Origin of the sequence: Actinoplanes sp. KI2 (assembly GCF_025630775.1) — a bacterium.
Taxonomy (GTDB): domain Bacteria; phylum Actinomycetota; class Actinomycetes; order Mycobacteriales; family Micromonosporaceae; genus Actinoplanes.
Genome location: NZ_JAOSZE010000007.1, coordinates 37,644 through 60,538, shown reverse-complemented (window position 1 = coordinate 60,538; position 22,895 = coordinate 37,644). Strand labels below are relative to the sequence as shown.

Sequence of the window (22,895 nt, the reverse complement as noted above, 5' to 3'; positions counted from 1 at the left end):
GCGGCCGACGCCTACCGCACCGGCGGCGCCCCGTCGAGGATCTGACGGCTGGCGAGGCGGTGGAACAGCCCGTCCCGGTCCGCCATCAGCGTGTCGTAATCGCCCCGCTGGACGATCCGGCCGCGGTCCATCACCAGGATCGTGTCGGCGTCGCGCACCGTGGACAGCCGGTGCGCGATGATGATCCGACTGGCCGCCAGCCGGCGGGTGCTGGCGGTGACGACCTCCTGCGTACGGTTGTCCAGCGCGCTGGTCGCCTCGTCGAAGAACAGCACGCGGGGATGATGGATCAGCGCGCGAGCGACGAGCACCCGCTGCCGCTGCCCCACCGACAACGTGCCGCCCCCGAACGGCACCATCGTCCCCAGCCCCATCGGCAAGGCCTGGACGTCTTCCTCGAGGCCGGCCATCCGGACCGCCTCCCAGACCCGGTCGAGCGGATAGCTGCCGGCGCCGCACAGGTTCTCCCGCAGGGAGCCGGCGAACAGCGTGCCGTCCTGCAGCACGACCCCGCACTGCCGGCGGACCGCCTGCATGTCCAGTTCGCACAGGTCCTGGCCGTCGTAGCGGACGCTGCCACTGCGCGGCGCCTCGAAGCCCAGCAGCAGCCGCAGCAGCGTCGACTTCCCGCAACCGCTCGGTCCCACGACGGCGACGAACTCCCCCGGACGTACGGTCAACGAGACGTCGTCCAGGATCGGCGGCTGATCGGCGTGATAGCCGAAGGTCACGTTGTGCAGGGTGATCTCGCCGCGGATCTCGCCCGGATCGGTGCGGTCGGGCCGCCGCTCGGGTTCCGCGTCGATGATCTCGTGCAGGTCGGCCAGCCGGGGAACCGCGGCCACGACCTCGATGCCGGCCGTCACCAGCACCAGGGCCGAACCGAGCAGCAGCGCGAAGGCGACGTTGACCACGAAGAACTCGTCGATCGTGAGCTGCCCGGCGAGCGGGCCGGCCAGCAGGGCGAACAGCGCCAGCTGGCCGGCGATCGGCAGCACACCGGCCGCCGCGGCCAGGACGGCCTGCACCCGCCGTACCCGCTGAAGCTCGGCCCGAGCCGTCGAGTTGGCCGCCGACCACCAGCTGTAAGCCCGGTCCTCGGCCGCCGCGACCTGCACCTTGGTGATGCCACCCAGCAGCTGGTTGGTGCGCGCGGCGGCCCGGTGCTCGGCGGGCAGCGCCCGGTGCATGCGCCGCACCACCGCCCGGCCGCACACCCAGGCGAGCGTCGATGTCGCGGCGAGCACGGCGAGGCCGCACAGCGCCACCTGGACGTCGATGACCGCCAGCAGCAGCAGGTCGGCCACCACGGTCACGCCGGCCAGCACCCCCTGCGCCAGCACACCCGACAACGACTCCCGGACGAAGGTGATGCCGAGGACGGCGTTCGCCAGCTCGCCGCTGGAGGTCCGGGAGAAGAACTGGGCCGGCAGACGCATCAACCGGTCCCACACGGCCAGCTGCGAGCCGAGCTCCACCCGACCCTCGACGCGCAGCAGCCGAAGGTTCTGGGCGATGCCCACCAGCGCGGCCACGAGAGCGCACGACACCAGCAACGCGGCGGACTGCAGGAGCCCGTCGCCGGTTCCCTGACCGGCGACCGCCCCGAGCACCCGGCCGCTCATCAGCGGAACCGCCAACCCCAACCCGGCGACCACGGCCGCGGTGAGCACCAGGCCGGCCACGTCGCGCCGGCCGCCGCGCACTCCGCCACGCAGCACGTCGCCGAGCGTCGGCGCGAGCGGCAACGGGACCTGGACCACCGTGGCCGCCTCGCCGAACCGGGCGATCTCGGCGGCCTCCAGCGGCAAGGTGGCACCGGTCTGCGGGTCCAGCGTCCGGTAACCGCCGCGGCGGTGGACCAGCGCGACCGCCTCCTCCCGGCCGTCGTCGCCGGTGCGGCGCCAGCCGATCAGCGGGCCGAGGTCGCGCCGCCACCACCCGGCGGGCAACCGGACCGCCCGGACGTGCAGGCCGGAGGAGCGGGCCACCGCGTGCAGCGCGTCGCGCTGGTCGGACGGCACCTGGCTGCGGTCGGCCGGTTCGACGATCCGGACCTGATCCTCGGTGACCAGCGCCCGCAGCACGGCGGCCGCGAGCTGGTAGGCGTTGAGGTGGGCCACCTCGGCCGGCGGCGCCTGCCGGTCGGTCGCGCCGACCACCCCGTAGGCGGCGCGTGCCGCGTCGGCGACCACCGCTGCGTTGATCTGTTTCCGCCTTTGCAGCGTGCTGAGGAACTCCGCGTCGGCGCGCCCGATGCGCGTCTGGACGACCCGCAGCAGTCGGGCGACGTGCCGGTCCGCGGCGGCCCACAGCTGCCCCGCGGCGAGCAGGTCCCAGCTGCTCATGCTCTCCACCGTGCACGGTGCCGTCGCGGTGACCCAGTCGCGGGCGGTGAGCAGCAGCAGCTCGCCGCCGCCGATCGGCTCGCCGGGGTCACCGTCGTTGCGGACCACGTCACCACCCACGACCCGCAACCACCACAGGCCGGACGTTCCGGCGAGCACTCCCCCGGCGGCGAGGGAGCCGACCGACCGCGGCGCCAGCGGCGGCGCGTCGCGCGGCGGCTGACCGGTGCGCAGCGCGTCGGCGATGGCCTGCAGGCCGATCTCCAGGCCGGACACCAGGGCGCAGGCGACATCCTCGCCGGCGGCGTCCGGCGTCACCGCCCCCTCGGCCGCGCCGACCACCGCGCGGTGGGCCGCCTCGCCGAGCCAGCCCACCTCGGTGTCCGGCAGCGGCACCACGACGAGCCGCCAGGCACCGGCCACCGGCGGGCTCGGCATCACGCTGCCGGCCGGGAGCCGGGCGACGAAGTGTCGTCGTGCCTGCGCACCATCGGCCCCGCCGTGCCGTATCGCGAACAGATCGGCCGGGCCGCCACTGATCACCGCGGCGGCGTACTGCCCGTCGAGCCGCAACGGTCCCCGGTCGGCCGGTGTGGTCAGCCCGATCAGCTCCGCCCAGCCGGCGATCATCGCCGTGTCGATCGTCATGCCGCCTCCCACGTCATCAGCCACGCCGGTCAGTGCTCGCGCAGGAGCCGGGCGTACGCCCCGCCGGCCGCCATCAACTCGTCGTGCGTGCCCCGTTCGACCGCACGACCGCCCTCGAGCACCACGATGAGATCCGCGTCCCGGATGGTGGAAAGGCGGTGGGCGACGATGAGGCAGGTCGCGCCCCGGCGGCGCAGATTGCGATCGATGAGCTGTTCGGTTTCGGCGTCCAGGGCGCTGGTCGCCTCGTCCAGCACCAGGACCAGAGGCCGGCGCACCAGCGCGCGGGCGATCTCCAGGCGCTGCCGCTGGCCGCCGGAGAAGTTCCGGCCGCCCTCCTCGACCAGCCCGGACAAACCGCCGGCCCGGCCGGCGATCTCGGCGAAGATCGCGGCATCCTTGAGCGCCGCGATCACCTCCTCGTCGCCGATCGTCGGATCCCACAGCGTCACGTTGTCCCGGATGGTGCCCTCGAAGAGCATCCGGTTCTGGTCGACCATCGCGACGGTGGCCGCCCACAGCTCGGCGTCGACCTCGTCGCGCCGCAGACCGTCCACCGTGACCCGGCCGGACCAGCACGGGTAGAGACCCGCCACGAGGCGGCCCACGGTCGACTTCCCGCTGCCCGAGGAGCCGACCAGGGCGACCCGCGACCCCGGCGGCATGTCGAGGTCGAAATCCGACAGCAGCGGCGCGCCGAGCGGGTTGTAGCCGAAACTCACCTTCTCGATCCGCAGGTGTCCCTGCAGGGAGGCCACCGGCGCGGTCACCGCCGTACGGGCCGGGACCGGATAGCGTTCCACGTCGCGCAACCGGCTCAGATCGGCGCTCATGTCCTGCAGCCTCGAGCCCAGCGCGGTCAGGTTGACGATCGGCCGGTTCATGGCGGTGACCAGCCCCTGCATCGCCACCAGCACCCCGACGCTCAAGGTGCCGGCGAGCACCTGCCGGCTGCCCAGCCCGAGAAGGACGGCGGTGTTCAGCGCCGCGATCAGCGCCGGTATCACCGACAGCACCGCGGCCGGCACGCCGAGCCGCTGCTGGCTCGAGCTGACGGCCGCGCCGCGCGCCGCGAAGCGCTGGTAGCCGACCTCCTCCTCACCGGTGGCCTTGATCGACTCGATCATCTGGATGGTGGTGTAGACGGTCGCGAACATCTTGCCGCGCTCCGCCTGCAGACCCGCGACCACGCTGGTGCGGTGCGCCGCCACGTAGCGCAGCACGGCCACGTTCAACCCGGCGAACGCCATCGCACAGAGCCCGAGCGTGACGTCGTAGGAGCACAACAGCACCCCGTACGCGCCGACCAGCGCGGTGTCCACCGCGGTGGTCGCCACCCGCCGGGTGAGCACGTCGGCCACCACGTCGTTGCTGCGCACCCGCTGGGTGAGGTCGGCCGCCTGACGCTGGTCGAAGAAGGCAACCGGCAGCCGGAGCAGGCGCCGGAAGAAGCGCGAGCCGCTGCTCAGCGCCAGGGCGGTCTCGCTGCGGATCAGCAGCCGCTGCTGCAGCAGCCCGGCGACCAGGGTGAGCAGCACGGCGGCGCTCATGGCCAGCGCCAGCGACGTGAACGCACCGTGGTCCTTGCCCAGCAGCACCCGGTCGACGAAGACCCGCACCAGCGCCGGCTGGGTCAGTCCGACCACCGCGATGAGCAGGCCGAGCAGCACGGTCAGCGGCACCACCGAACCGAGGTTGCGCCACCGCCGGGCCAGCTGGGGCAGCACCCGGAACGGGGTACCGCCGGGCTCGAAGTCCGGGCCGGGCCGCATGGTCAGGACGATGCCGGTGAAGGCGCTGTCGAAATCGGACCAGCTCACCGACCGCGGGCCGGTGGCCGGGTCGTTGATCCGCACCCGGCGCCCGAGCCCCTCCAGGACCACGAAGTGCTCGAACTTCCAGAACAGCACCGCGGGCAGCGGCACGTCGGCCAGCCCGTCGACGTCCATCTGGAAACCCTTGGCGATCAGGCCGTACTTGCGGGCGCCCTTGAGGACGCTGGCCGCCGTGGATCCGTCCCGGCTGACGCCGCAGGTCTGCCGGAGCTCCTCGGGGGCGACGTGCCGCCCGTAGCGGCCGAGGACGATGCCGAGGGCGGCGGCGCCGCACTCGACCGCCTCCATCTGGATCACGGTGGGGGTCCGGACCCGGCGCCGGCGAGGGCGGGGTGGGGCCGCGGCGGACGGCTCGCCCAGGTCGATGTCGACCGGGCCGGTCACCGGTTCACCAGCCAGTCGATCGGGTGCTCGGTGGCGATGGTGAACCGGGCGCTGATCGCGCTGGCGGAGTTGAGCTGGAACGGTGGAGCGGCCTTGGACCAGTGCAGGCCGCTCGGCGAGCCGGGGTCGGTCCGCAGCGGCACGGTCACCCGGATGACGCTGCCCGCGCCGAGCAGGCGGCGGATGTCGGCGCCGCTGCCCAGGAAGGCCCGCATCGACTGCTCGGTCTCCGGGAAGGACCCGACGTCGGTCACGGTGCCGGAGAGGGTGCCGAACACCGTGCTCGGCACCGCGTCGGCGACGACGGTGACCCGGTTTCCCGGGTGCAGCAGGGGTGCGACCGCGGCGGGTACGAAGACCACCGCCTGCAGGGCGTCCCCGGGGGTGTCGAGCCGCTCCATGTCGGCGACCGGCGTGCCCGGTTCGAGCAGCTGACCCTCGCTGACCAGCCAGGCCACCACGTACGCGTCCCACGGCGCGTTCACTATGGTGATCTTTCCGTCCTGCTCCAGGCTGTACAGCGGCGTGCCCTTGGCCACCCGCTGATCGGCCGCGCTCCAGACCTTGACGACCTGGCCGCGGATAGTCGCGTCGACGGCGGACACCCCGTTGGAGTGGATGAGCACGCCGGCCGCCTGCACCACCCGAGGCACGATCGCGCACACCGCCCACACTCCGGCGCAGGTCACCGCGACGGTCATCGCCATGGTGAGCAGCCAGCTCGGCACGCTGGCGAGCTTGATCACGTCGTCCAGTTGTTCCGGCGCCTCCAGGTGGCGCAGCGCCTGCCGGCGGAACTTCATGCCGCCCTCCGCGAGCCGAGCGCGAAGTCGGCGATGTTCGGCTCCACCAGCGGGTCGATTCCGGCGAGCCGGGCGAAGCCCGCCGAGTCACCGGCCCCGAGGGCGCAGGGCGCGAGCCCCATCGCGGTCGCCACCAGGTACATCAGACCGGTGAGCACCCCGGCGTTCTTCAGGACCATGGCGTAGCTCAGTCCTTCGTACTTCCACATCATCCGGTGCACGCGGGCGGTGATCACGAGCAGCACCTGCGGCGTCTCGGCCATGCCGGCCGCCGCGCGGGCATACCGGGCCACCGGGCCGCCGGTGGTATCGGTGTCGGTGAGCAGCGTGAGCTGGTGCTCGACGGAGTCGTAGTGGTACAGGCCCGGGTCGAGACCGGAGCAGCGCGAGACGAGCGGATAGATCTCCAGCTCGCAGAGCCCCCCGCCACCCGGGTACGGGCGATGGCCGATCTCCTGCCCGCCGGCCTCCCCGACGCCGCTGGTGTGCTGCACCCGGTACAGGAACTCGCCGAGGGCGTCGACGGTGAGCGGCTGACCGTCGTCGTGTTCCCGGACCGAGCGGCGCGCCCGCACCACCGCGGTCAGCGGGTCGTCGCGCTTGGCCACCAGCTCCATGTCCGGGACCGGCAGCACCCGGTGCCGGCCGTCCGGGAAGTCACGGCGCAGCGGGGCCGGGGGTAGCTTGCCGCGGAACGGATACGTGCCGCCCACCGCGGCGACGTGCCGGCCCGGTCGCGCCCGGTCGTGCAGGGCGAGCTCCTCGGGCAGCCAGTAGGCCAGCGGCGCGGCCGAGGACTCCTCCTCGAACTCCGCCGCGGTGACCAGCAGCCGGCCGGTGAGCAGCTCGTCGAGGACGCGGCCGGCGACCGGCTCCGGCACGGCGAGAAGGTGCGCCACGCCGCGGACGTCGCAACCCGAGTCCGCCGCGGCGGCGAACACCGTCGCCAGGCCGGCGTCGACGCACGCGACGGCGACCGTGGCCAGCGGCGAACCGGCCACCAGCCGCCCGTCCTGGACGCGCAGGCCGGCGAAGCGGGAGAGCCGGTAACGGCCGCTCGGCTCGTGCCGCCGCGGCTCCGGCAGGCTCCCCGAGCCCAGGCCCCGCGGAACCACGTCGAGCAGCGGCCGGCCGCCGGCCTGCAGCCGGCGCTCCAGCCAGGAGTGTGCGGCCAGGCGGCGCAGCAGGATCTGCGCGGGCAGCACCTGTCCCTCGCCTTCCAGACCGACGACGATCCGGTGCAGTTCCAGGTCGCCGACCCAATCGGCGGCCAGCCGCAGGACCAGCGCTCGGCGGCTGACGCCGAGCCCGCCCAGCGGCAGCTGGAACCGGCTCTGCCGCAACCGCAGCGCACCGGTCTCATCGGTGCTCAGCTCCGCGTCCCGGCGCAGGCGGAACGACTCGTGGGCGGCGGCCGCCGCGGGCGGACCGCCGCGGATTGCGGTGCTCGTCACCGTGGACCCCCTCGCCTGGTCAGTCACCGTGGACCCCCTCGCCTGGTCAGTCACCGTGGACCCCTCGCCTGGTCTGTCACCGTGGACCTCCTCGCCTGGTCAGAAGAAGACGCTGAGTGGATTGATCGAGTCCTCACCGGCCGCCCGCGGGGTGCGGTTCAGGGCGGCCGGAACGTCCCAGAGCCGTCCCGGTCCCAGTCGGCGCCAGAAGTGCCGCAGTCCGGGCACCATCACCTTGACCACGGCCAGATCCAGGTCCGGGCGGGACTGGTCCAGCACGATCACCTCGAGACCGGCCCGCCGGAGCCGGTCGACGCAGTGCCGCACGTCCCCGGCCACGCCCCCGGTTCCGGCCCGGTCGTGGGTGCGTACGGTGCTCGGCGGCAGTTGCGGGTCCGGTGTCAGCCACGGCTGGTCGGCCACCCGGACGGTCCGGTACCAGGCCACGGTGTCGGGGTCGGTGATGCCGTACCGGGTGCTGCCGCCGACGAACCGCGCGACGATCGGCAGGAACTGGTTCAGCTCGGTCAGCGCCCGGCCGAGCGCCGTCGCCGGGTCGAGATGGCTGCCGAAGCCGAGGATCACGTCCTCGGTGGGCCGCTCGAGGTGCCGGGACACCGCGGCGTACGCCGGCATGCCGAGGTCGGCCGTGAGGTCCAGCGCCCACAGCTCCCGGCCCAGGGCGCCCTCGTAGTGGGCGCGCAGCGCGTCGATCCACGGGTCGGCGAACGACGCCAGATCGACGCCGGGAAGCCGGGAGCGGTGGTACCACCACAGGGCGACACTGTCCCGCTCCACCAGTTCGCCGAGGCCCTGCAGGACCGCCTCGGCGAGGGTGCTGCCCGCCGAGCAGCCGTTCGAGTCGGGCGCGCAGACGTCGAGCGCGGCCACCTCCGGGTGGCCGTACCAGCAGTAGGCAGCCGGCACGTCGCGCGGGGCGTCGTGGGTGAGCGACCAGGCGGTGCTCCACTCCAGCGGCTGGTCGTCGGCCAGCGGTGCCGGGACGCGGTGGAAGTGCCCGCCGCCGGTGTTGCTCTGCCCCCGGTTGGCGTACTGCTTGTCGGAGAAGAGCAACAGGTCGCGCGGGTGCACGGTGGTGCCGGGATCGAGGTCGGCGTACGCGGCCCGGCGCACCGGCCGGTCGTCGCGCCAGACCCCGCTGTACCGCTCGATCGCCTCGGCGATGGCGCTCACCTTGGCCTGCGCGACCGTACGGCCCTTCCCGCCGGACAACCCGCGCAGGCTCTTGCGCAGACCGGCCGGGTGCCGGGCCACGGCGAAGTTGTGCCCGGAGATCCAGCTCTGCGTGAGGTCGTCGGGGCCGGTGAGCGGGTCCAGCCGGGTGACCACGCCCAGGTACCGGCTCACGTGCCGAGTCAGCCGCTGCTGGACCTCGGCGACGGCCGCGGTACGGGTGCCGCCGTCCACGTCCGTCGCCGCCCCGGCGGTCAGGGTGATCCGCGGATCGGCGGCCCGGGTGAGGCCGGGGTCACCACACGCCGGGCACTGCGGCTGGCGGATCAGCTCGTGCTCCGAGGTGGTCAGGTCGCGAGTGTCCAAGGTGATCATCCGGCCGGTGATGCGGGGCGACCGCCCGGCGACGGCCAGCACCGGCAACTCCGCCGCGAGGAGACCGACCGCGGTGGCCACCGTGCCGGGCAGGGCCGCCCGTGCCACGGTGAGGCGACCGGCGTCACCCTGCCCGGCCAGGTAGTTCTCCACCTGCTCGTTCTCCAGCCACCGCTGCCGCAGGCAGGACCAGCATCCGGTCGAGCCCGGGATCAGGTGCGGGCCGAGGACGAGCACCGAGCCGTGCGCCCGGATCAGGGTCCACGGGCGGCCGGCTGTCAGGCAGGCCTCGTTCACCAGGGACAGTTGATCGTCCACGTACGAGCCGGGCGCGACCACGATCTGGGCATCGCCGGCCAGGATGACCGGCAGATCGGGGTCACGAGCGGCCACGACCTCCACCCGGCCCACCGCGGGAGCGAGCCGATCCGCGATCGAGGCGGTCACCGGCGAGCCGGCGTCGACCAGCAGCACCCGGCCGGTCGCCGCCCATTGCTCGGCGGCGTCCGGGGCGACCCCGCGGGCGTCCCAGCCGGCCGCCACGGCGGTGCGGGTCCCGGCCGGTCCGTCGGCCAGCAGTCCGAGCCCGGCCAGCCGGCGCAGCCCGGACGCGACGGCCGCCATCGGGTGCCGGTCGGCCACCAGGGCGGCGAGCCGCTCCACGGTCCGGGTGCCGTCCAGCAGCGGCGCCAGGTCGACCGCCGCCTGGTCGTCGATCAGCAGGTTGCGGTGCTCGCCGACGACGACCAGGTAGGCGCCCTCCGGAGCGGCGCAGAGAACCGGCTGGTAGTCCGCTCTCAGCCGGGGGTGGCGCAGGCGGCCGGTGTCCATCACTTCGCCACGTCGAGCGACACCGGGGCGTCGGCGAGGCCGAGCACGGTCGCCGGTCCGGACCCGTCCGGCGGCACGAGCAGCAGGAACGTTTGCAGCCGGGCGATCCGGATGCTGCGCCCGTGCACCGCCGCGGTCCGGCCGAGCGCGGCCATGTCCGGTGCCTCCGGGGTCAGTGCGGCGGCGCTGCCGGTGATCGTGTCCGACACCGCGAGCGTGACGAAGGCCAGCGTGCCGGCCGAGGTGCGGGCCGCGCAGTCGGACCACTCGGCCCGGCTGAAGGTGCGGGCGACCTTCATCCCGGCACCCTGCATCTGCTGGCTGTAGATCGCCCAGCCGCCGGCGAACCTGCGGTCCAGCAGGACGTTGGAGGCCACCACGGTGGTGTCCGGAGTTTCCGCTCCGGTGGTCCGGGTGAACAGTTGCGCCGCCAGCCGCTGCCGGAGCCCGTCGGGCAGGGCCTCGGCGGACGGCACGGCGGATGCGCTGCCCAGGGAGGCCAGAGCGGCCTGGCCGTCCGGCCCGATCTGCACGTTGTGGCTGAGCTTCCAACCCCCCGCCGGCGTACGGATGAAGTGGCTGGCGTCGGTGACCAGCAGTTCCTCGCCGGTCAGCCGCAGTTTCGCGGTGACCAGGAAGCAGCCGGCAGTGTCGGCCGGCAGCGCGAACACCGGATCCACGTGCCGGAAACCGGGCTGGTTACGCCGTACGAGCCGGGCCTTGTTGACCGCCGCGATGCTGCCGTCGAGGGAGGGGCTGACCTCCGAGGTCCGCAGACCCGGCACGTCGCCGGCCACCGTCGCGGCCGAGTCGGCCTTGTCGAAGGCGGCCAGCACGTCGGTCGCCGCGGGCACACCGAACGCGGGAGCCGGGCCCGGCGCGGCGGCGGCCGTCTCGGACCGGGCGCAGCCGGTCAGGCCGAATCCGAGCAGGACGGCGAGGATTCCTCCGGTCAGCGGCGACCGGCTCGGACGCAGACGACTCACGACAGCCTCCCGGCGGGGATGCGGGATCCGCCCCGACGGCATGATCCGCGCCATGAGTATTTCCCCGCCCCGGCGGCGCGGCGGCCGATGGCGGCAGACCGTACCGGGCACCCCGCGGGACACGGCAGCGAATGCGGCCACCGCGTCGGCACGGCGGCACCGATCGATGTCAGGCATGCGCGACGACGGCGGCCAGCCCGGCCCGGGACGGCACGCCGAGGAGCCGGTAGATGCGGGCCAGGTGGGCGTCGACGGTGCGCGGGCTGACCGACAGCTCCCGGGCGATCAGCCTGGTCGTGGCTCCGGTGCCGGCCAGCCGCGCGATCTGGAGCTGACGGGCGGTGAGCTTGGCCAGCACGGGTGTGGCCGCACCCAGCCGCAGCCGCCGCACCTCCGGGCCCGCCTCCCACCGCACGGCCGGCCCGGGACGGTAGGCCAGCACCAGCAGCAACGGGGCGGCCACCGGATATCGCAACAGGTGGCCGATCAGGTCGTGCGAGAGCCGGTCGGCCCACTGCAGGTCGTCGAGGACCAGGACCAGGCCGGTGCCGGCGCGGGCGGCGATCCGGCGCCGCCCGCGGCGGCAGAGCAGGAACTGTTCGACGCTCAGTGGCGTCCCGGCGGCCCGGACGGTGGCGTCGTCCCAGAACCGCTCGTCGTCATCACCGTGCGGCCACTGCTGCTGCCCCCCGAAAGCGTGCAGGAAGACCTGGAACGGGATCTCCCGTTCGAGCTCGGCCGCGTTTCCGGTGCGGATCCGCAGTCCAGGCCGGGCCAGCTCCGCCACCGCCGCGGCGAGCAGGCTCGTCTTGCCCGTCCCGGCCGCGCCGACCACCTCGACGACCGACTGCCGGCCGGCGGCGAGGGCCGTCGCGGCCTCGGTGAAGGCCCGTAGTTCCGCCGTACGGTCCATGGCTTCTCCCGTCGCGCTGGCCGGCACGCCTCCGGCGTGACTTGCCGTGCCAGCCTGGCCGACGGGGTTGGAACAGGCGCTGGAACATACGCTGAACGCCGACGGGAAGCCCGGTCAATCGCCCGGCGGGGTGCGGAGCAATCCGTAGATCAGCATGTCCCGCCAGCTGCCCTCGCGGAACCGCGCGTTCCTCAGCACACCTTCGCGGTTGAACCCGACCCGTTCCAGTGCGCGCTGCTCGGCGATGTTGTCGGCGTCGGTCTGCGCCTCCAGCCGCTGCGCCAGGGTGCAGTCGAACAGGTGCCGCACCAGCAGCTGATGGGCCGTCGTGCCGAGCCCACGCCCGCGGCACTCCGGCAGCAGCGCGAGCCCGATCTCATAGCAGCCACCGGGCGGGCCACCGCGGTCCCGCGCGTCCCAGCTGGCGATGCCCAGCACGGCCTCCTGGCCGGACGCGGGATCCTTGCCGATCACCGCGAGCGCCGTGGAGTCGTTGGCGACGTATCCGTCCTTCTCCCAGCGCAACCGCCGCAACCGCGGGTCACGGAACCCGGCCCACACGTAGCGCCCGGTGACGCTGGGATCCGAGCCGAGCCGTTCCAGGAACGGCAGATCCGGCTCCCGAAAGGGTCGCAGGCTCACCTGTTCGTCCATTGTCACCTCGGAAGGGGGGTCGGGGTCTGCAAGTATCACACCGGTCGGGTCACCGGGTCGCCCCCGCCGGGAGCGCCAGCGCGAGCGCCGACGAACCGTCCAGGAACATCAGGCCCCGCTCGGCGAACCCGGCGAAGGCCTCCTGAACGGCATCGAGCGGCACCCGGCGGGACAGGCGGTCCCGTACGGCTGCCGCGCCGATCGGCCGGTCGACGCAGGCAAGATAGATCTCGGCGAGATCGCCTTCGAACGTGTACGTGCCCTCCGCCCCGGGGTGCCTGCCGTCGTAGATCTGCAGCAGGCCGGGTGCCGAGAAGTAGGTGAGCGTCGGTGGTGTCGCACGCTGCCACGCGGCCTTCCATTCCGCGGCGGCCTCGCGGACGCCGGCGTACGCCTCGTCCGGCAGCGGGTCGGCCAGCTCGTACTCGAAGAAGTAGGCGATCTTGCCGAGATCGAACCGGTCCGGATAAACATACCGGTATCCCGGCTCCGGGTGGCGCACCCGGACGCCCGAATCCTCCTGAGTGAACAGCGGACTGAACCGCTCCATCCAGACCCGTCCGGCGCCGGTGGGCGGCCGCAGGTGTACGAGGTGCGGCATGACCGCCGCCTGGGCCTGGTAGTCGTCGGCGGACTCGCCCGGGAAGCCCCAGAGGATGTTCCACGAGATCGTGATGCCGTAGTAAAGGCCCCAGCGCAGTACGTTGACGTTCTGCCCGGCCCGGACACCCTTGCGCATCAGGCCGAGCACCCGGGTGCTCAGCGACTCCAGGCCGGGCTGCAGATGGGTCACCCCGCCCTGCCGGAGCAGCTTCAGCTGCTGGCGGGTGAGGTTCGCCTTGACCTCGTAGAAGATGTCGTACGTGGTGCCGGAGGCGATCAGCTCGGGGAAGAGCCCGGACAGGTAGGCGGTGTCCAGGATGTTGTCGACCGCCTCGAACCGGAAGCTGCGGTACCGCCGCGCCTGGATGGCCAGCTCGGCCGCCACCCGGCCCGGAGACTTGGCGCGGAACTGCATGCCGGAGCCGTTGAGCCCGCAGAACGTGCAATGGTGTTTGGCACCCCACCAGCATCCGCGGGCGGACTCGAACGGGATGCGTACGGTGCGCTGACCCGCGCTGTGCTGGAGCCCGAGCGCCTCGGCCCGGCTGAAGTACTCGTCGTAGTCCGGCGGCGGCGACTCGTCGAGACGCTCGAACGGCGGCCGCGGCGCCGTCGCCACCACCTGGCCCGCCCGGCGTCCGGCGACTCCCGGCACGCCGCCCGGGTCGGCACCGATGGCCAGGGCGGACAGCAGCTCGGGGAAGGCCACGTCGCCCTCGCCGAGCACCGCGTAGTCGATGGCGTCGACCCGCCGGACGTACTCCAGCCCCATCTCGTCGTCGAAGTTGGCGCCGCCGAAGACCGTGGTCAGGTGCGGGAACTCCCGCTTCAGCCGGCGTGCCAGCGCGAAGGAGGCCGCGTTCTGCTGGAACGTGCAGCTGAAACCGACGACCCGCACGTCCTGCCATCGCACGGCGCTCGCCAGGTGGTCGAGGTAGGCGGGCACGTCCTCGTCCCGGACCCGCCGGAGCAGGTCGCGGCCGCCGGGCAGATCGAGCTTCGCCGCGGAGTCGTCGAGCAGGGCGCCGTCCGCGTCGGGCGCCTGGTCACCGAACGCCGCGACCGAGAACAACCAGTCGCCGAACATGTGTCCACGCTGCTCGCACAGCGACTCGTAGGTCTCGGTGCCGATCCGGTGGGCGAAGTCGAGGTTGGCGTGCAGGGTGCTGACCGCGTACCCGTGCCCGGCGGCGACCGCCTTGAGCAGGCCGAGCTGGATCGACGGCCGGTCGGCCGTCATGAACGGCATCGACACCAGGACCACCGGCAGGGCGGCCCGCTCGGCGGCGGACGGACGCCGCGGAACCGGCTGCGGATCAGGCAGTCTCACAGATGACCGTGGTGATCTCGGCGGCCGGCGGCGCGACCTTGCCGGCGGCGAAGGAGGCTCGGAACTGCTCCCGGATCGTCGCCGCGGTGATCGGGTTGGCCGGGCAGGTGCCGGCGGGCGCGACCCGCTCGACGGCGGCCGCGGACTTCTCCTCGGCGCCGGCCGCCGTGCCCGCGGCGATCGGGGCGCCCAGCACCGCGCCCACGGCCAGCCCACTGAGGAGTACCCGCGGCCCACCGCGGGAAGGATTGTCGGACATGGTTTTCCCTTCACTGGCGGGCCGGCGAACGAGTCGCCGCATCAAGCGATAGGCGTCACTATTTCCCCCGGGCGCCCCCTCGGGAATTGGCCAGATGGTCTAACTTGGTGCGAACCGCGGCGGCCTCCGGATGCCCGAGCGCATCGAAGATCTCGATCGCCTCCCGCCAGGCAGCCCGGGCCCGGTCGGCGTCGCCCGAGGCACGGTACGTGTCACCGAGCCGCAGCCGGGTCATCGCCACCTGGTAGCGGTCGCCGAGGTCGTGCCAGAGGGTGAGCGCACGCTCGTAACAGGCGACCGCCTCGTCGTGATGGCCCAGCTGATGGTGGGCGTAGCCCAGGCTGTCCCAGGTGTCGGCGTGGCCGGGCCAGTCGCCGGAGTCGGCGTGCAGGGCCAGCGACTGACGGCAGTACTCCAGCGCCTGCTCGTGGTAACCGAGCTGGCTGTGGTACCAGCCCACCCAGTTCAGGGCGTCGGCCTGGCCGGCCCAGTCCTCGGCGAGCCGGAACTGCTCCAGCGCCTGCCGGGCCTGGTCGAGTGCCTGCTGAAGGTTGCCCTGCCGTTCCAGGACCCGGCCTAGGTTGAGCCGGATCCGCGCCTGGCCGGGCAGGTCGCCCAGCTGGGCGAACAGCTGCAGGGCCTGCTCGGCGTGGGCGCGCCCCTCGTCGAACCGGCCCAGCTGGAGGTTGGCCAGGTTGAGCAGGCGGTGCGCCTGGGCCTGGGCGGCCCGGTCACCGAGCCGCCGGGCGGCGTGCAGGGCGGCGCCCATCGTCGCGGCCCAATCATGCCAATGCCCCTGATAGTTGAGGAAAGCGGTCATCGTCCAGGCGAGACGGTACACATAGGTGTGCAGGTTGTCGGCGGCCGCCAGGGCGAGCGCCGCCAGCAGGTTCGCGTGCTCGGCCACGAACCAGGTCATGGCCTGGTCGGCGTCGGCGTGCGGCACCGCGACCACGCCGGTCGCGGGCGGATCGATGACCAGCGGTTCGCGGTACGGATAGAGCAGCCGGTCGGCGGCGTGTGCCGTGTGCAGGTAGTGGTCGAGCATCCGGCCGAGCGCCGCCTCCCGTTCGGCCGCGCTGCCCAGGACCCGGGCCTGCTCGGCGGCGTACGCCCGCAGCAGGTCGTGGAAGGTGAACCGGCCCGGCGCGCTCTCGTCGATCAGATGCGCCCCGCGCAGCGCGGTGAGCAATCGGCGCGCCTCGGCCGGTGGGACACCGGCGAGGCTGGCCGCGGCCGCGACCGAGATGTCCGGCCCCGGGTGCAGCCCCAGCAGCCGGAACAGTTGCGCGGCCGGCTCGGCCAGCAGGTTGTACGACCAGGATAGGACGGCCCGGGCGTCGGCGGTCGGGTCCTCCCCCGCGAACGCGTCCAGCCCGCCCCGCGCATGCCCCAGCTCGTCGGCGAGTGCGGTGAGCGTGAACCGCGGCTGGGCCGCCGCCCGGGCGGCCACGATGGCCAGCGCCAGCGGCAGCCGGGCGGAGACGGCGATGATGTCGTCGACCGCGGTCGGCTCGACCTCGACCCGCGACTCGCCGATGCGCCGCCGCAGCATCTGGCGCCCCTCGTCGGCGGTCACCAGGTCGACCGGCACCGCGACCGCACCGGCCGCGATCAGCCCCGACAACCAGTTGCGGCTGGTCACCACGGCCAGGCAGCCGGCCGAGCCGGGCAGCAGCGGGGTCACCTGGTCGGTGTCGCGCGCGTTGTCCAGCACCACCAGCACCCGCCGCCCGGCGAGCAGGCTGCGATAGAGGGCCGCCTGTTGTTCCAGGGTGGCCGGCACCCGGCGGGCCGGCACCCCGAGCGCGTCGAGAAAGCCGCGCAGGGCCTCGCCGGGTTCCATGGCCGACCGGTGCGGATCGAACCCGCGGAGGTTCACGTAGAGCCGGCCGTGCGGGAAGCGGGCGCTGATCCGGTGCGCCCAGTGCACGGCGAGCGAGGTCTTGCCGACCCCGGCCGTCCCGGTGATCAGGGCGATCACCATGCCGTCGCCGGTCACCAGGGCGTCGAGCTGGCGCAACTCGTTGACCCGGCCGACGAAGTGCGGCGTCGCGTACGGCAGCTGCGCCGGGATCGGCGGCCGCAGGACCGGCTCGGGGACGGTCGAGCCGGACGGCGCGTCGAGCAACGGATCATTGGCGAGGAAGCGCTTGTACAGGTCCTGCAGCTCGGCCGACGGATCGACACCGAGCTCCTCCCGCAGATATCGGGCCTGTTCGTGGAAGGCGGCCAGCGCCTCGGCCTGGCGCCCGCTGCGATACAGCGCGGTCATCAGGGAACCCCGGAGCCGCTCCCGCATCGGGTACTCGGCGACCAGGCGGGTCAGCTCGGTGACCAGGTCCTCGTCGTTGCCCATCGCGAGATCGATCTCGATTCGCTCCTCGAGCACGCTGATCCGGCGCTCCTCGAGCCGGGCCCGCTCGACGTCCAGCAGCGGGCCGGCCAGCCCGTCGAAGGCCGGCCCGCGCCAGAGCTGCATCGCGGCGTGCATGGCCTGAACGGCCTCGGGCAGCTCACCGGCCGCCCGCGCGGTGCGGGCCCGGCTGACCTCGCGGTCGAACACCTCCAGGTCGAGGCTGCCGGGCGGCAGCGCCAGCTGGTAGCCGACCTCGCTCCAGGTGAGCACGCGGGACGGCGAACGATCGGACCGCACCGGCTCGAACGCGCGGCGTAGGCCGGAGATGTACTTCTGGACGACATTCACCGCGTACGCCGGAGCGGTGTCTCCCCAGATCGCCTCGATCAGCTGTTCCCGGCGTACCGGCCGATTGGACCGCAGGGCCAGGACGGCGAGCACCACCCGCTGCTGGACCGGGCCGAGGCTCAGGCGGGTGTCACCCAGCCAGGCCTGAACGGGTCCGAGGACCTCCACGCGCAGCGCCGCCCCCGGCTGACCCTGGTGCGACCCGACCAAGGATGCCCCCTTAGATCGACGATGACCACAGTGTACGAACCGGGGGACATTCCGTCGCGACATCGCTACCCGCCGGGCCGCCCACGGCACGTGCTCGGTGCGGACCCGCAAGCAGGACCGGCAGTGGATGCGGTGGATGTCGGCCTGCAGCCAGACTTGGCAGGCGCCGAAGTCCCCACGAACGACGGCAACGTGTCCATCGTTTTGAACCGTCGGCGAGCGTCGGGCGGCTCAGTGCCCGAACGCCCAGGCCACCATCAGGGGAAACTCTTGTTTCCAGAACGCGCCGCCGTGCGAGCCGGCCCGCTCGGTCAGGACGACGTCGCCGCCCGCGTCTCGCAGCGCATTAGCCCACCGGATCGCGTTGTCGCGGAAGAACGGTTCCTCGGTGCCGGCGACGAGGTAGGTGCGTGGGAGCCTGCTGGGTAGCACTGCGGGTGGCTGGTATCCCGCGCCCGGAGAGGCGCAGAAGACCGCGCCGTAGACGTCGGGATGACGGAGTCCCATGGCCAATGCGAGTTCTGCGCCGGCGGAGACACCGAACGTCGCAGTTCGGTCGGCCGGCAGCTTGGTGCCCAGGCGACTCGCCGCCCATCGGCGTACGTCCTCGACGAAGAATTTCTCGTGTGCCGCGAATCTTTGCGGGTCGAAGGTGAACGCGTCCGTGCTGCGGCCCGGTGAGTACTCGTGCAGCCTCAGCGTCTCGTCCTCCAGCCGGTGGGCGCCGATGATCATCGTGGGCGGTAGATCGGCGGCCTCCAGCGCTGCTCCCCACGACGCGAGCAACTGGCCGTCACCGGCAAAGACGATCGCCTCGGGCGCAGCCGCCGGGACGTAGGCGGTGACCTGACGTCCGCCGTCGTGCTCCAACACCTCGGTAACGAGCTCGCCTGCTGTGGACGACATCGGCGTGGGGTTCCTTGCTGACATGTGGTAGGTATCTGTTGGCATGTGCGGGCAACAGTGCCAACTATCGCCGAACAGTGCCGTTCTTGGCGTACGCCGGCATGCCGTACCACAGTCGGGGGTCAGCTGGGGCGCGTTCGCCTTGACGATGGCGTGGTGCAGCCGTCGTAGGTATCGGTGCTGGTCATCTCGGTGTCTCCGCTGTTTCGTGGGGTGACTTTCAGTCTTGTGGCCGTAGCGGGGCGCCACCTCCGTCGCGGCCACGGATCGGGCCACGGATCGTGGCTCCGCCGGCGTACGGTGAAGGCGACCGCCGTCCCGAGGGCGATCGTGAGCAGTCCGGAGATCAGTAGCGTTCGCTGAGCACCGAGGACGGTCACGAGCGGGCCGCCCAGCAGGGTGCCGAGCGCGGTGGACGGGGTGGTCAGCGCGGTGCGGACGGCGAGCACCCGGCTCAGCGCCTGCGGTGGGGTGCCGGCCTGGAACAGGGCGGTGGAGATCGCGCTGAACGGTCCGTAGATCAGGCCCCCGGCGGCCAGCCCGATCAGGCCCGGGACGACGGCCTCGGTCAGGCCGAGCGGCAGCAGCGCCGCTCCCCAGCCGATGATGATCCACGGCACGACCTTCCGCAGTGAACGGTTGCGGAGCGCGGCGGCGCCGAGCGCGCCGACGGTCGCGCCGGCGCCGAAGACCGTCCAGTAGAGGCCGAGCAGGCTGGGCGAGCCGTGCAGCCCGTCGGCGACGTGGACCGGCAGTGCCACCTCCACCGGGCCATAAAGGAAGAAGAACGCGCAGGTGACGAGGATCAGACCGAGCAGCGGTGGCCGATCGACGATCACGCGCCAGCCTCCGCCGGCGGGTTCGGCCGCCCGGCTGCTTCCGGTCGTCGTCGGTCGGCCCGCCCAGCGCCGGCAGGCGATCGCCAGGACGGCGAAGCTCGCCGCGTCGGCGCCGATGACCCAGGCCGGGCCGGTCAGCGTGGTCAACCCACCGGCCAGGGCCGGGCCGACGATGAAAGCCGCCTGGTTGAAGGTCGACAGCAGCGCGTTGCCGGTGACCCGGTCCCGCTCCGGCAGCACCTCGGCGATGAGCGTGTACAGGCCGGCGCTCCCCCAGGCGTGCAGCAGCGACGACACCGCCAGCAGCAGCACGTAGACGAAGGGGGTCAACCGCCCGGCCGCGGCCAGCACGGCGATCGTGCCCAGCGACGCCGCCCGCACCGTCGCGTCCGCCGCGACCAGCCGGGACGCGGTCAGCCGCCGCATCACGCCGGCCAGCAGGGCCGCCCCGACCGGAGCCGGCAGCGCATAAGCGGCGACCGCGAGACCGATCCACACCCCGGCCTGGCCCGGCCGGGCGATCGCCAGCGCCAGCCAGGCCACCGCCACCATGCTCATGCCGTCGCCGAGGGCGGAGATCATCATGCCGGGCAGCACTCGGCGCAGGACCGGCTGCCTCAGCAATCTGCCGTACGATCCTGCCCAGGCACGCTCCGTCACTCTTGATCTCCCCACGGGATCAGCGTCGCGCGGCCGTGGGTTCGCCGGCATCCGTGCCGGCCACGGAACGCACCACGGATCCCGCATCACGCCAGTCACCAGCCAGGGGGTACGCGAATTGGCAGCCGGGCGGCCGATCGAGGACATCTCGGCACGGGAGGCGGAGGTGCTCGCCCTGCTCGGCGGGCACCTGACCAATGCCGAGATCGCCGCGAAGCTGTTCATCTCCGTGCGTACCGTCGAAAGCCACGTCTCGTCGTTGCTGCGCAAGCTGGAGGTGCCCGACCGGCGGGCCCTGGCCCGCCGGGCCGCCGAGCACGCCGAGCACGCCGAGCGGGACCGAGCCGGCCGGGCCGCATCGGCGCCGGTTCTGCCCGTGCAGCTGACGTCGTTCGTCGGCCGGTCGCGGGAGTGCGCCGAGCTGGCCAAGATGATCAAGGCACATCGGCAGGTGACGGCGGTCGGCGCCGGTGGCGTCGGCAAGACCCGGCTCGCGTCGACCGTCGCCGCCGACCTCGCCGGTGAGTTTGCCGGCGGCGTGTGGTTCGTCGACCTGGTGCCGCTCACCGATCCGGGCATGGTGGCCGCCGCGGTCGCCCTGGCGCTGGGCGTCGGCGAGGAGCCGGGTAGCGACATCGGCGAGACGGTGATCGACGCCCTGGCCGATCGCCAGGCGCTGCTCGTCCTGGACAACTGCGAGCAGGTGCTGTCCGGGGTGGCCACGTTCGTGGAGCGGCTGCTCGCCGCATGTCCCGGCCTGACGGTGCTGGCGACGAGCCGGGCTCGACTGATGGTGCCGTTCGAGCACGTCTATGCGGTGCCGCCGATGTCGCTCGACGGCGACACCGAGTCCGACGCCGTCGCGTTGTTCCTCGATCGGGCGGCAGCCGTCGGCGGCAGCCCGGATCCGGCGGACATCGTCGCGATCTGCCGGCGCCTGGACGGCGTCGCGCTGGCGATCGAGCTGGCCGCCGCCCGCTGGCCGACGCTGGGGCGGGAAGGCTTGACCGCCGGGCTCACCGACCAGCTGCGCATGCTGACCGGTGGCCCACGGGCCGACGACCGGCACCGATCGGTACGCGCGGCGCTGGATTGGAGCCATGCCCTGCTCGAGCCGGACGACCGGGCGCTGCTGCACCGCATCTCGGTCTTCGTCTCGCCGTTCGGCCTGGCAGCGGCGGCGAAGGTGGCCGGACACGACATCGGCGCCACGGCCGACGGCCTGGCCCGACTGGCCGAGCAGAACCTGCTCGTGGTCGCACTGTCACCGGACACCACCGAATACCGGGCGCTGGAGACGGTACGCCAGTACGGCGTCGAGCGGCTCGCCGAGTCGGGCGAGCTGGACAGCACTCGCGCCGCGCATCTGCACTGGTGCCTGGAGCGCGCCGCCGACCTTTCCGACGTACGCGCCGGCTGGCGGGCCCGGTTCGACCAGGTCGCCGACGATCTGCGGGCCGCCCTCGGGTGGGCCGCCGGCCGCCCCGACCAGCGCCCGGACGCGTGCTGTCTGGCCCGGTGCCTCGCCGAGCTCACCTTCACCCGCAACCTGCTCGGCGAGGCGCAGCAGCGTTTCGCGCAGGCCGCCGGCCTCGCCGACGACCCGGCCGAGGCCGCGGCGATGTTCCGCCACGCGGCCACCGTCGCCGGCTGCGCGATGCGCGGCGACGAGATGCACCGTTTCCGGTTGGCTGCCGCCGACGCCGCCCGCCGAGCCGGCGACCCGGCCGGGGCCGCCTGCGACCTTGCCGCCGCGGCCACCAACGCCTACCGATACTCGGGAAGCTTCACCACGGTGCTCCCGCAGGCGCACGCGCTGGCGCTCATCGACCAGGCCCGGGAGTCGGCCGGTGACGACGCGGCCGCGCGGGCCGCGATCGCGCTGGCCGAGGCGGCCGTCGTGCACGACGCGTTCGGCGGCGGTCACGGCCCGCCCACCAACGACGTGCCGCAGACGTTGGCCGGCGCCGAACGCGCGGTGGAGCTGGCCCGGCGAACGGGGGACCTGCTCGCCGAGTCGGCCGCCCTCGACGCGCTGTTGGGCGCCCAGTGCTGGGCCGGGCAGACGTTCGGCTCCGCCGCCACCGCACGCCGCCGCATCGAGCTGCTGTCGGCCCTGCCGGTCACGCCGGCGACGGCCCACGAGCTGGTCGACGCGCTCGGTGAGGCCGCCGAGGCCAGTCTCGGCGCCGGCGACCTGCCCGGCGCCCAGCGGTGGGCCCGGCGGCTGGCCGACCATCCGCTGCTGGCCGAGGTGCGCCACCGGGCGATCAGCTGGCGGATGACGGCCGGCGCCCTGGCCGGTGACCCGGGCGACACGCTGGCCCTGAGCGAACTGTTCCGGGAATCCTGGCAACGGGCGGGGCGGCCCGCGAAGCCCGCGCTCGGCGCGGCCGTCGCCGGGGTGGCGATGATCCACGGTCTCCGTGGCGATCAGGAAGCCCGTCGCACCTGGCTGACGATCCTTGGCCAGCTCGGCACCCCGGCCGGGCACATCTACGGCTATCGGGCCGTCTTCGACGCGATCGAGCTCCTCCATTTCGGGCGGCCGGACGAGGCACTGCGGCGGCTGGAGTCGGAACCCGCTGCGGTCTGGCGCTGGGTGACCTGGATCTGGCTGCATTGGTACGTCGCCCTGAAGGCGGAGGCCGCCGTGCTGGCCGGCGCCGCCGACGCCGCCGATCGAATCACCGCCGCCCGCGCGCTGGTCGCCGGAAACCCCGTCGCGGGGGCGATCGTCGACCGGGCCGAGGCGTTGCTGGGCGGAGACGCCGCGAGGCTGACCGGGACCGCCGAGGTCTTCAAGACCTCCGGAAGCCGGTATCAGTGGGCGCGGACCATGGTGTTCGCCGACGGCGACCAGGCCGCCATGACGGATCTCGGCCTGGCCGCGATGGCCGCCCGCGGCGACTGACCTCATGGGTGCCGAAATGCACAACTTCGAGCACTGAACGCG

Annotated in this window: 14 protein-coding genes; 1 reads left to right on the top strand and 13 read right to left on the bottom strand. The window is 73.2% G+C overall.

What is annotated here, in order from left to right:
* Positions 1–11: 11 nt before the first annotated feature.
* From ODJ79_RS08950 to ODJ79_RS08890, 13 genes are all read right to left on the bottom strand, one after another.
* Positions 12–2,996, bottom strand: coding sequence for an ATP-binding cassette domain-containing protein (locus tag ODJ79_RS08950; RefSeq protein ID WP_263022867.1), 2,985 nt, complete (start codon positions 2,994–2,996; stop codon positions 12–14).
* A 29-nt stretch (positions 2,997–3,025) separates the two neighbouring features.
* Positions 3,026–5,215 carry an NHLP family bacteriocin export ABC transporter peptidase/permease/ATPase subunit gene (locus ODJ79_RS08945; protein WP_263022866.1) on the bottom strand — a complete coding sequence of 730 codons (2,190 nt, stop codon included), beginning with the start codon at positions 5,213–5,215 and terminating at the stop codon, positions 3,026–3,028.
* Entirely contained in the window at positions 5,212–6,018 is an 807-nt protein-coding gene (locus tag ODJ79_RS08940) for an HlyD family efflux transporter periplasmic adaptor subunit (protein WP_263022865.1), read from the bottom strand. The genes ODJ79_RS08945 and ODJ79_RS08940 overlap by 4 nt, the downstream gene beginning before the upstream one ends.
* Positions 6,015–7,472: a SagB family peptide dehydrogenase gene (locus tag ODJ79_RS08935; RefSeq protein ID WP_263022864.1), complete on the bottom strand. Its 1,458-nt coding sequence runs from the start codon at positions 7,470–7,472 to the stop codon at positions 6,015–6,017. The genes ODJ79_RS08940 and ODJ79_RS08935 overlap by 4 nt, the downstream gene beginning before the upstream one ends.
* 99 nt (positions 7,473–7,571) lie before the next feature.
* Positions 7,572–9,872, bottom strand: coding sequence for a TOMM precursor leader peptide-binding protein (locus ODJ79_RS08930; protein ID WP_263022863.1), 2,301 nt, complete (start codon positions 9,870–9,872; stop codon positions 7,572–7,574).
* The gene (locus ODJ79_RS08925) at positions 9,872–10,858 is read right to left on the bottom strand and encodes a hypothetical protein (RefSeq protein WP_263022862.1); all 987 of its coding nucleotides are present in this window, start codon (positions 10,856–10,858) and stop codon (positions 9,872–9,874) included. The genes ODJ79_RS08930 and ODJ79_RS08925 overlap by 1 nt, the downstream gene beginning before the upstream one ends.
* 169 nt (positions 10,859–11,027) lie before the next feature.
* Positions 11,028–11,771, bottom strand: coding sequence for a LuxR family transcriptional regulator (locus ODJ79_RS08920; RefSeq protein WP_263022861.1), 744 nt, complete (start codon positions 11,769–11,771; stop codon positions 11,028–11,030).
* A 114-nt stretch (positions 11,772–11,885) separates the two neighbouring features.
* Complete coding sequence (locus ODJ79_RS08915) at positions 11,886–12,413, bottom strand: GNAT family N-acetyltransferase (RefSeq protein ID WP_263022860.1); 528 nt, start codon at positions 12,411–12,413, stop codon at positions 11,886–11,888.
* Between the two features lie 61 nt (positions 12,414–12,474).
* Positions 12,475–14,358 carry a RiPP maturation radical SAM C-methyltransferase gene (locus ODJ79_RS08910; RefSeq protein WP_263022859.1) on the bottom strand — a complete coding sequence of 628 codons (1,884 nt, stop codon included), beginning with the start codon at positions 14,356–14,358 and terminating at the stop codon, positions 12,475–12,477.
* Entirely contained in the window at positions 14,345–14,617 is a 273-nt protein-coding gene (locus ODJ79_RS08905; protein ID WP_263022858.1) for a hypothetical protein, read from the bottom strand. The genes ODJ79_RS08910 and ODJ79_RS08905 overlap by 14 nt, the downstream gene beginning before the upstream one ends.
* 58 nt (positions 14,618–14,675) lie before the next feature.
* A complete protein-coding gene (locus tag ODJ79_RS08900) occupies positions 14,676–17,534 on the bottom strand; it encodes an AfsR/SARP family transcriptional regulator (protein WP_263022857.1) in 2,859 nt (952 codons plus the stop codon).
* Positions 17,535–17,765: 231 nt separating this feature from the next.
* Positions 17,766–18,440: an alpha/beta hydrolase gene (locus tag ODJ79_RS08895; RefSeq protein WP_263022856.1), complete on the bottom strand. Its 675-nt coding sequence runs from the start codon at positions 18,438–18,440 to the stop codon at positions 17,766–17,768.
* Positions 18,441–18,562: 122 nt separating this feature from the next.
* Positions 18,563–19,903 (bottom strand): MFS transporter, encoded by a 1,341-nt coding sequence (locus tag ODJ79_RS08890; RefSeq protein WP_263022855.1) that lies wholly within the window; start codon positions 19,901–19,903, stop codon positions 18,563–18,565.
* A gap of 154 nt (positions 19,904–20,057) precedes the next feature.
* Here ODJ79_RS08890 and ODJ79_RS08885 point away from each other — a divergent pair, with 154 nt between their 5' ends.
* Entirely contained in the window at positions 20,058–22,853 is a 2,796-nt protein-coding gene (locus ODJ79_RS08885; RefSeq protein WP_263022854.1) for an ATP-binding protein, read from the top strand.
* The last annotated feature ends 42 nt before the right edge of the window (positions 22,854–22,895 follow it).

Coding starts and splice junctions, on each gene's coding strand:
- ODJ79_RS08950 (WP_263022867.1), bottom strand. CDS start 2,996: ATGACGATCGACACGGCGATGATCGCCGGCTGGGCGGAGCTGATCGGG.
- ODJ79_RS08940 (WP_263022865.1), bottom strand. CDS start 6,018: ATGAAGTTCCGCCGGCAGGCGCTGCGCCACCTGGAGGCGCCGGAACAA.
- ODJ79_RS08930 (WP_263022863.1), bottom strand. CDS start 9,872: ATGGACACCGGCCGCCTGCGCCACCCCCGGCTGAGAGCGGACTACCAG.
- ODJ79_RS08920 (WP_263022861.1), bottom strand. CDS start 11,771: ATGGACCGTACGGCGGAACTACGGGCCTTCACCGAGGCCGCGACGGCC.
- ODJ79_RS08905 (WP_263022858.1), bottom strand. CDS start 14,617: ATGTCCGACAATCCTTCCCGCGGTGGGCCGCGGGTACTCCTCAGTGGG.
- ODJ79_RS08895 (WP_263022856.1), bottom strand. CDS start 18,440: ATGTCGTCCACAGCAGGCGAGCTCGTTACCGAGGTGTTGGAGCACGAC.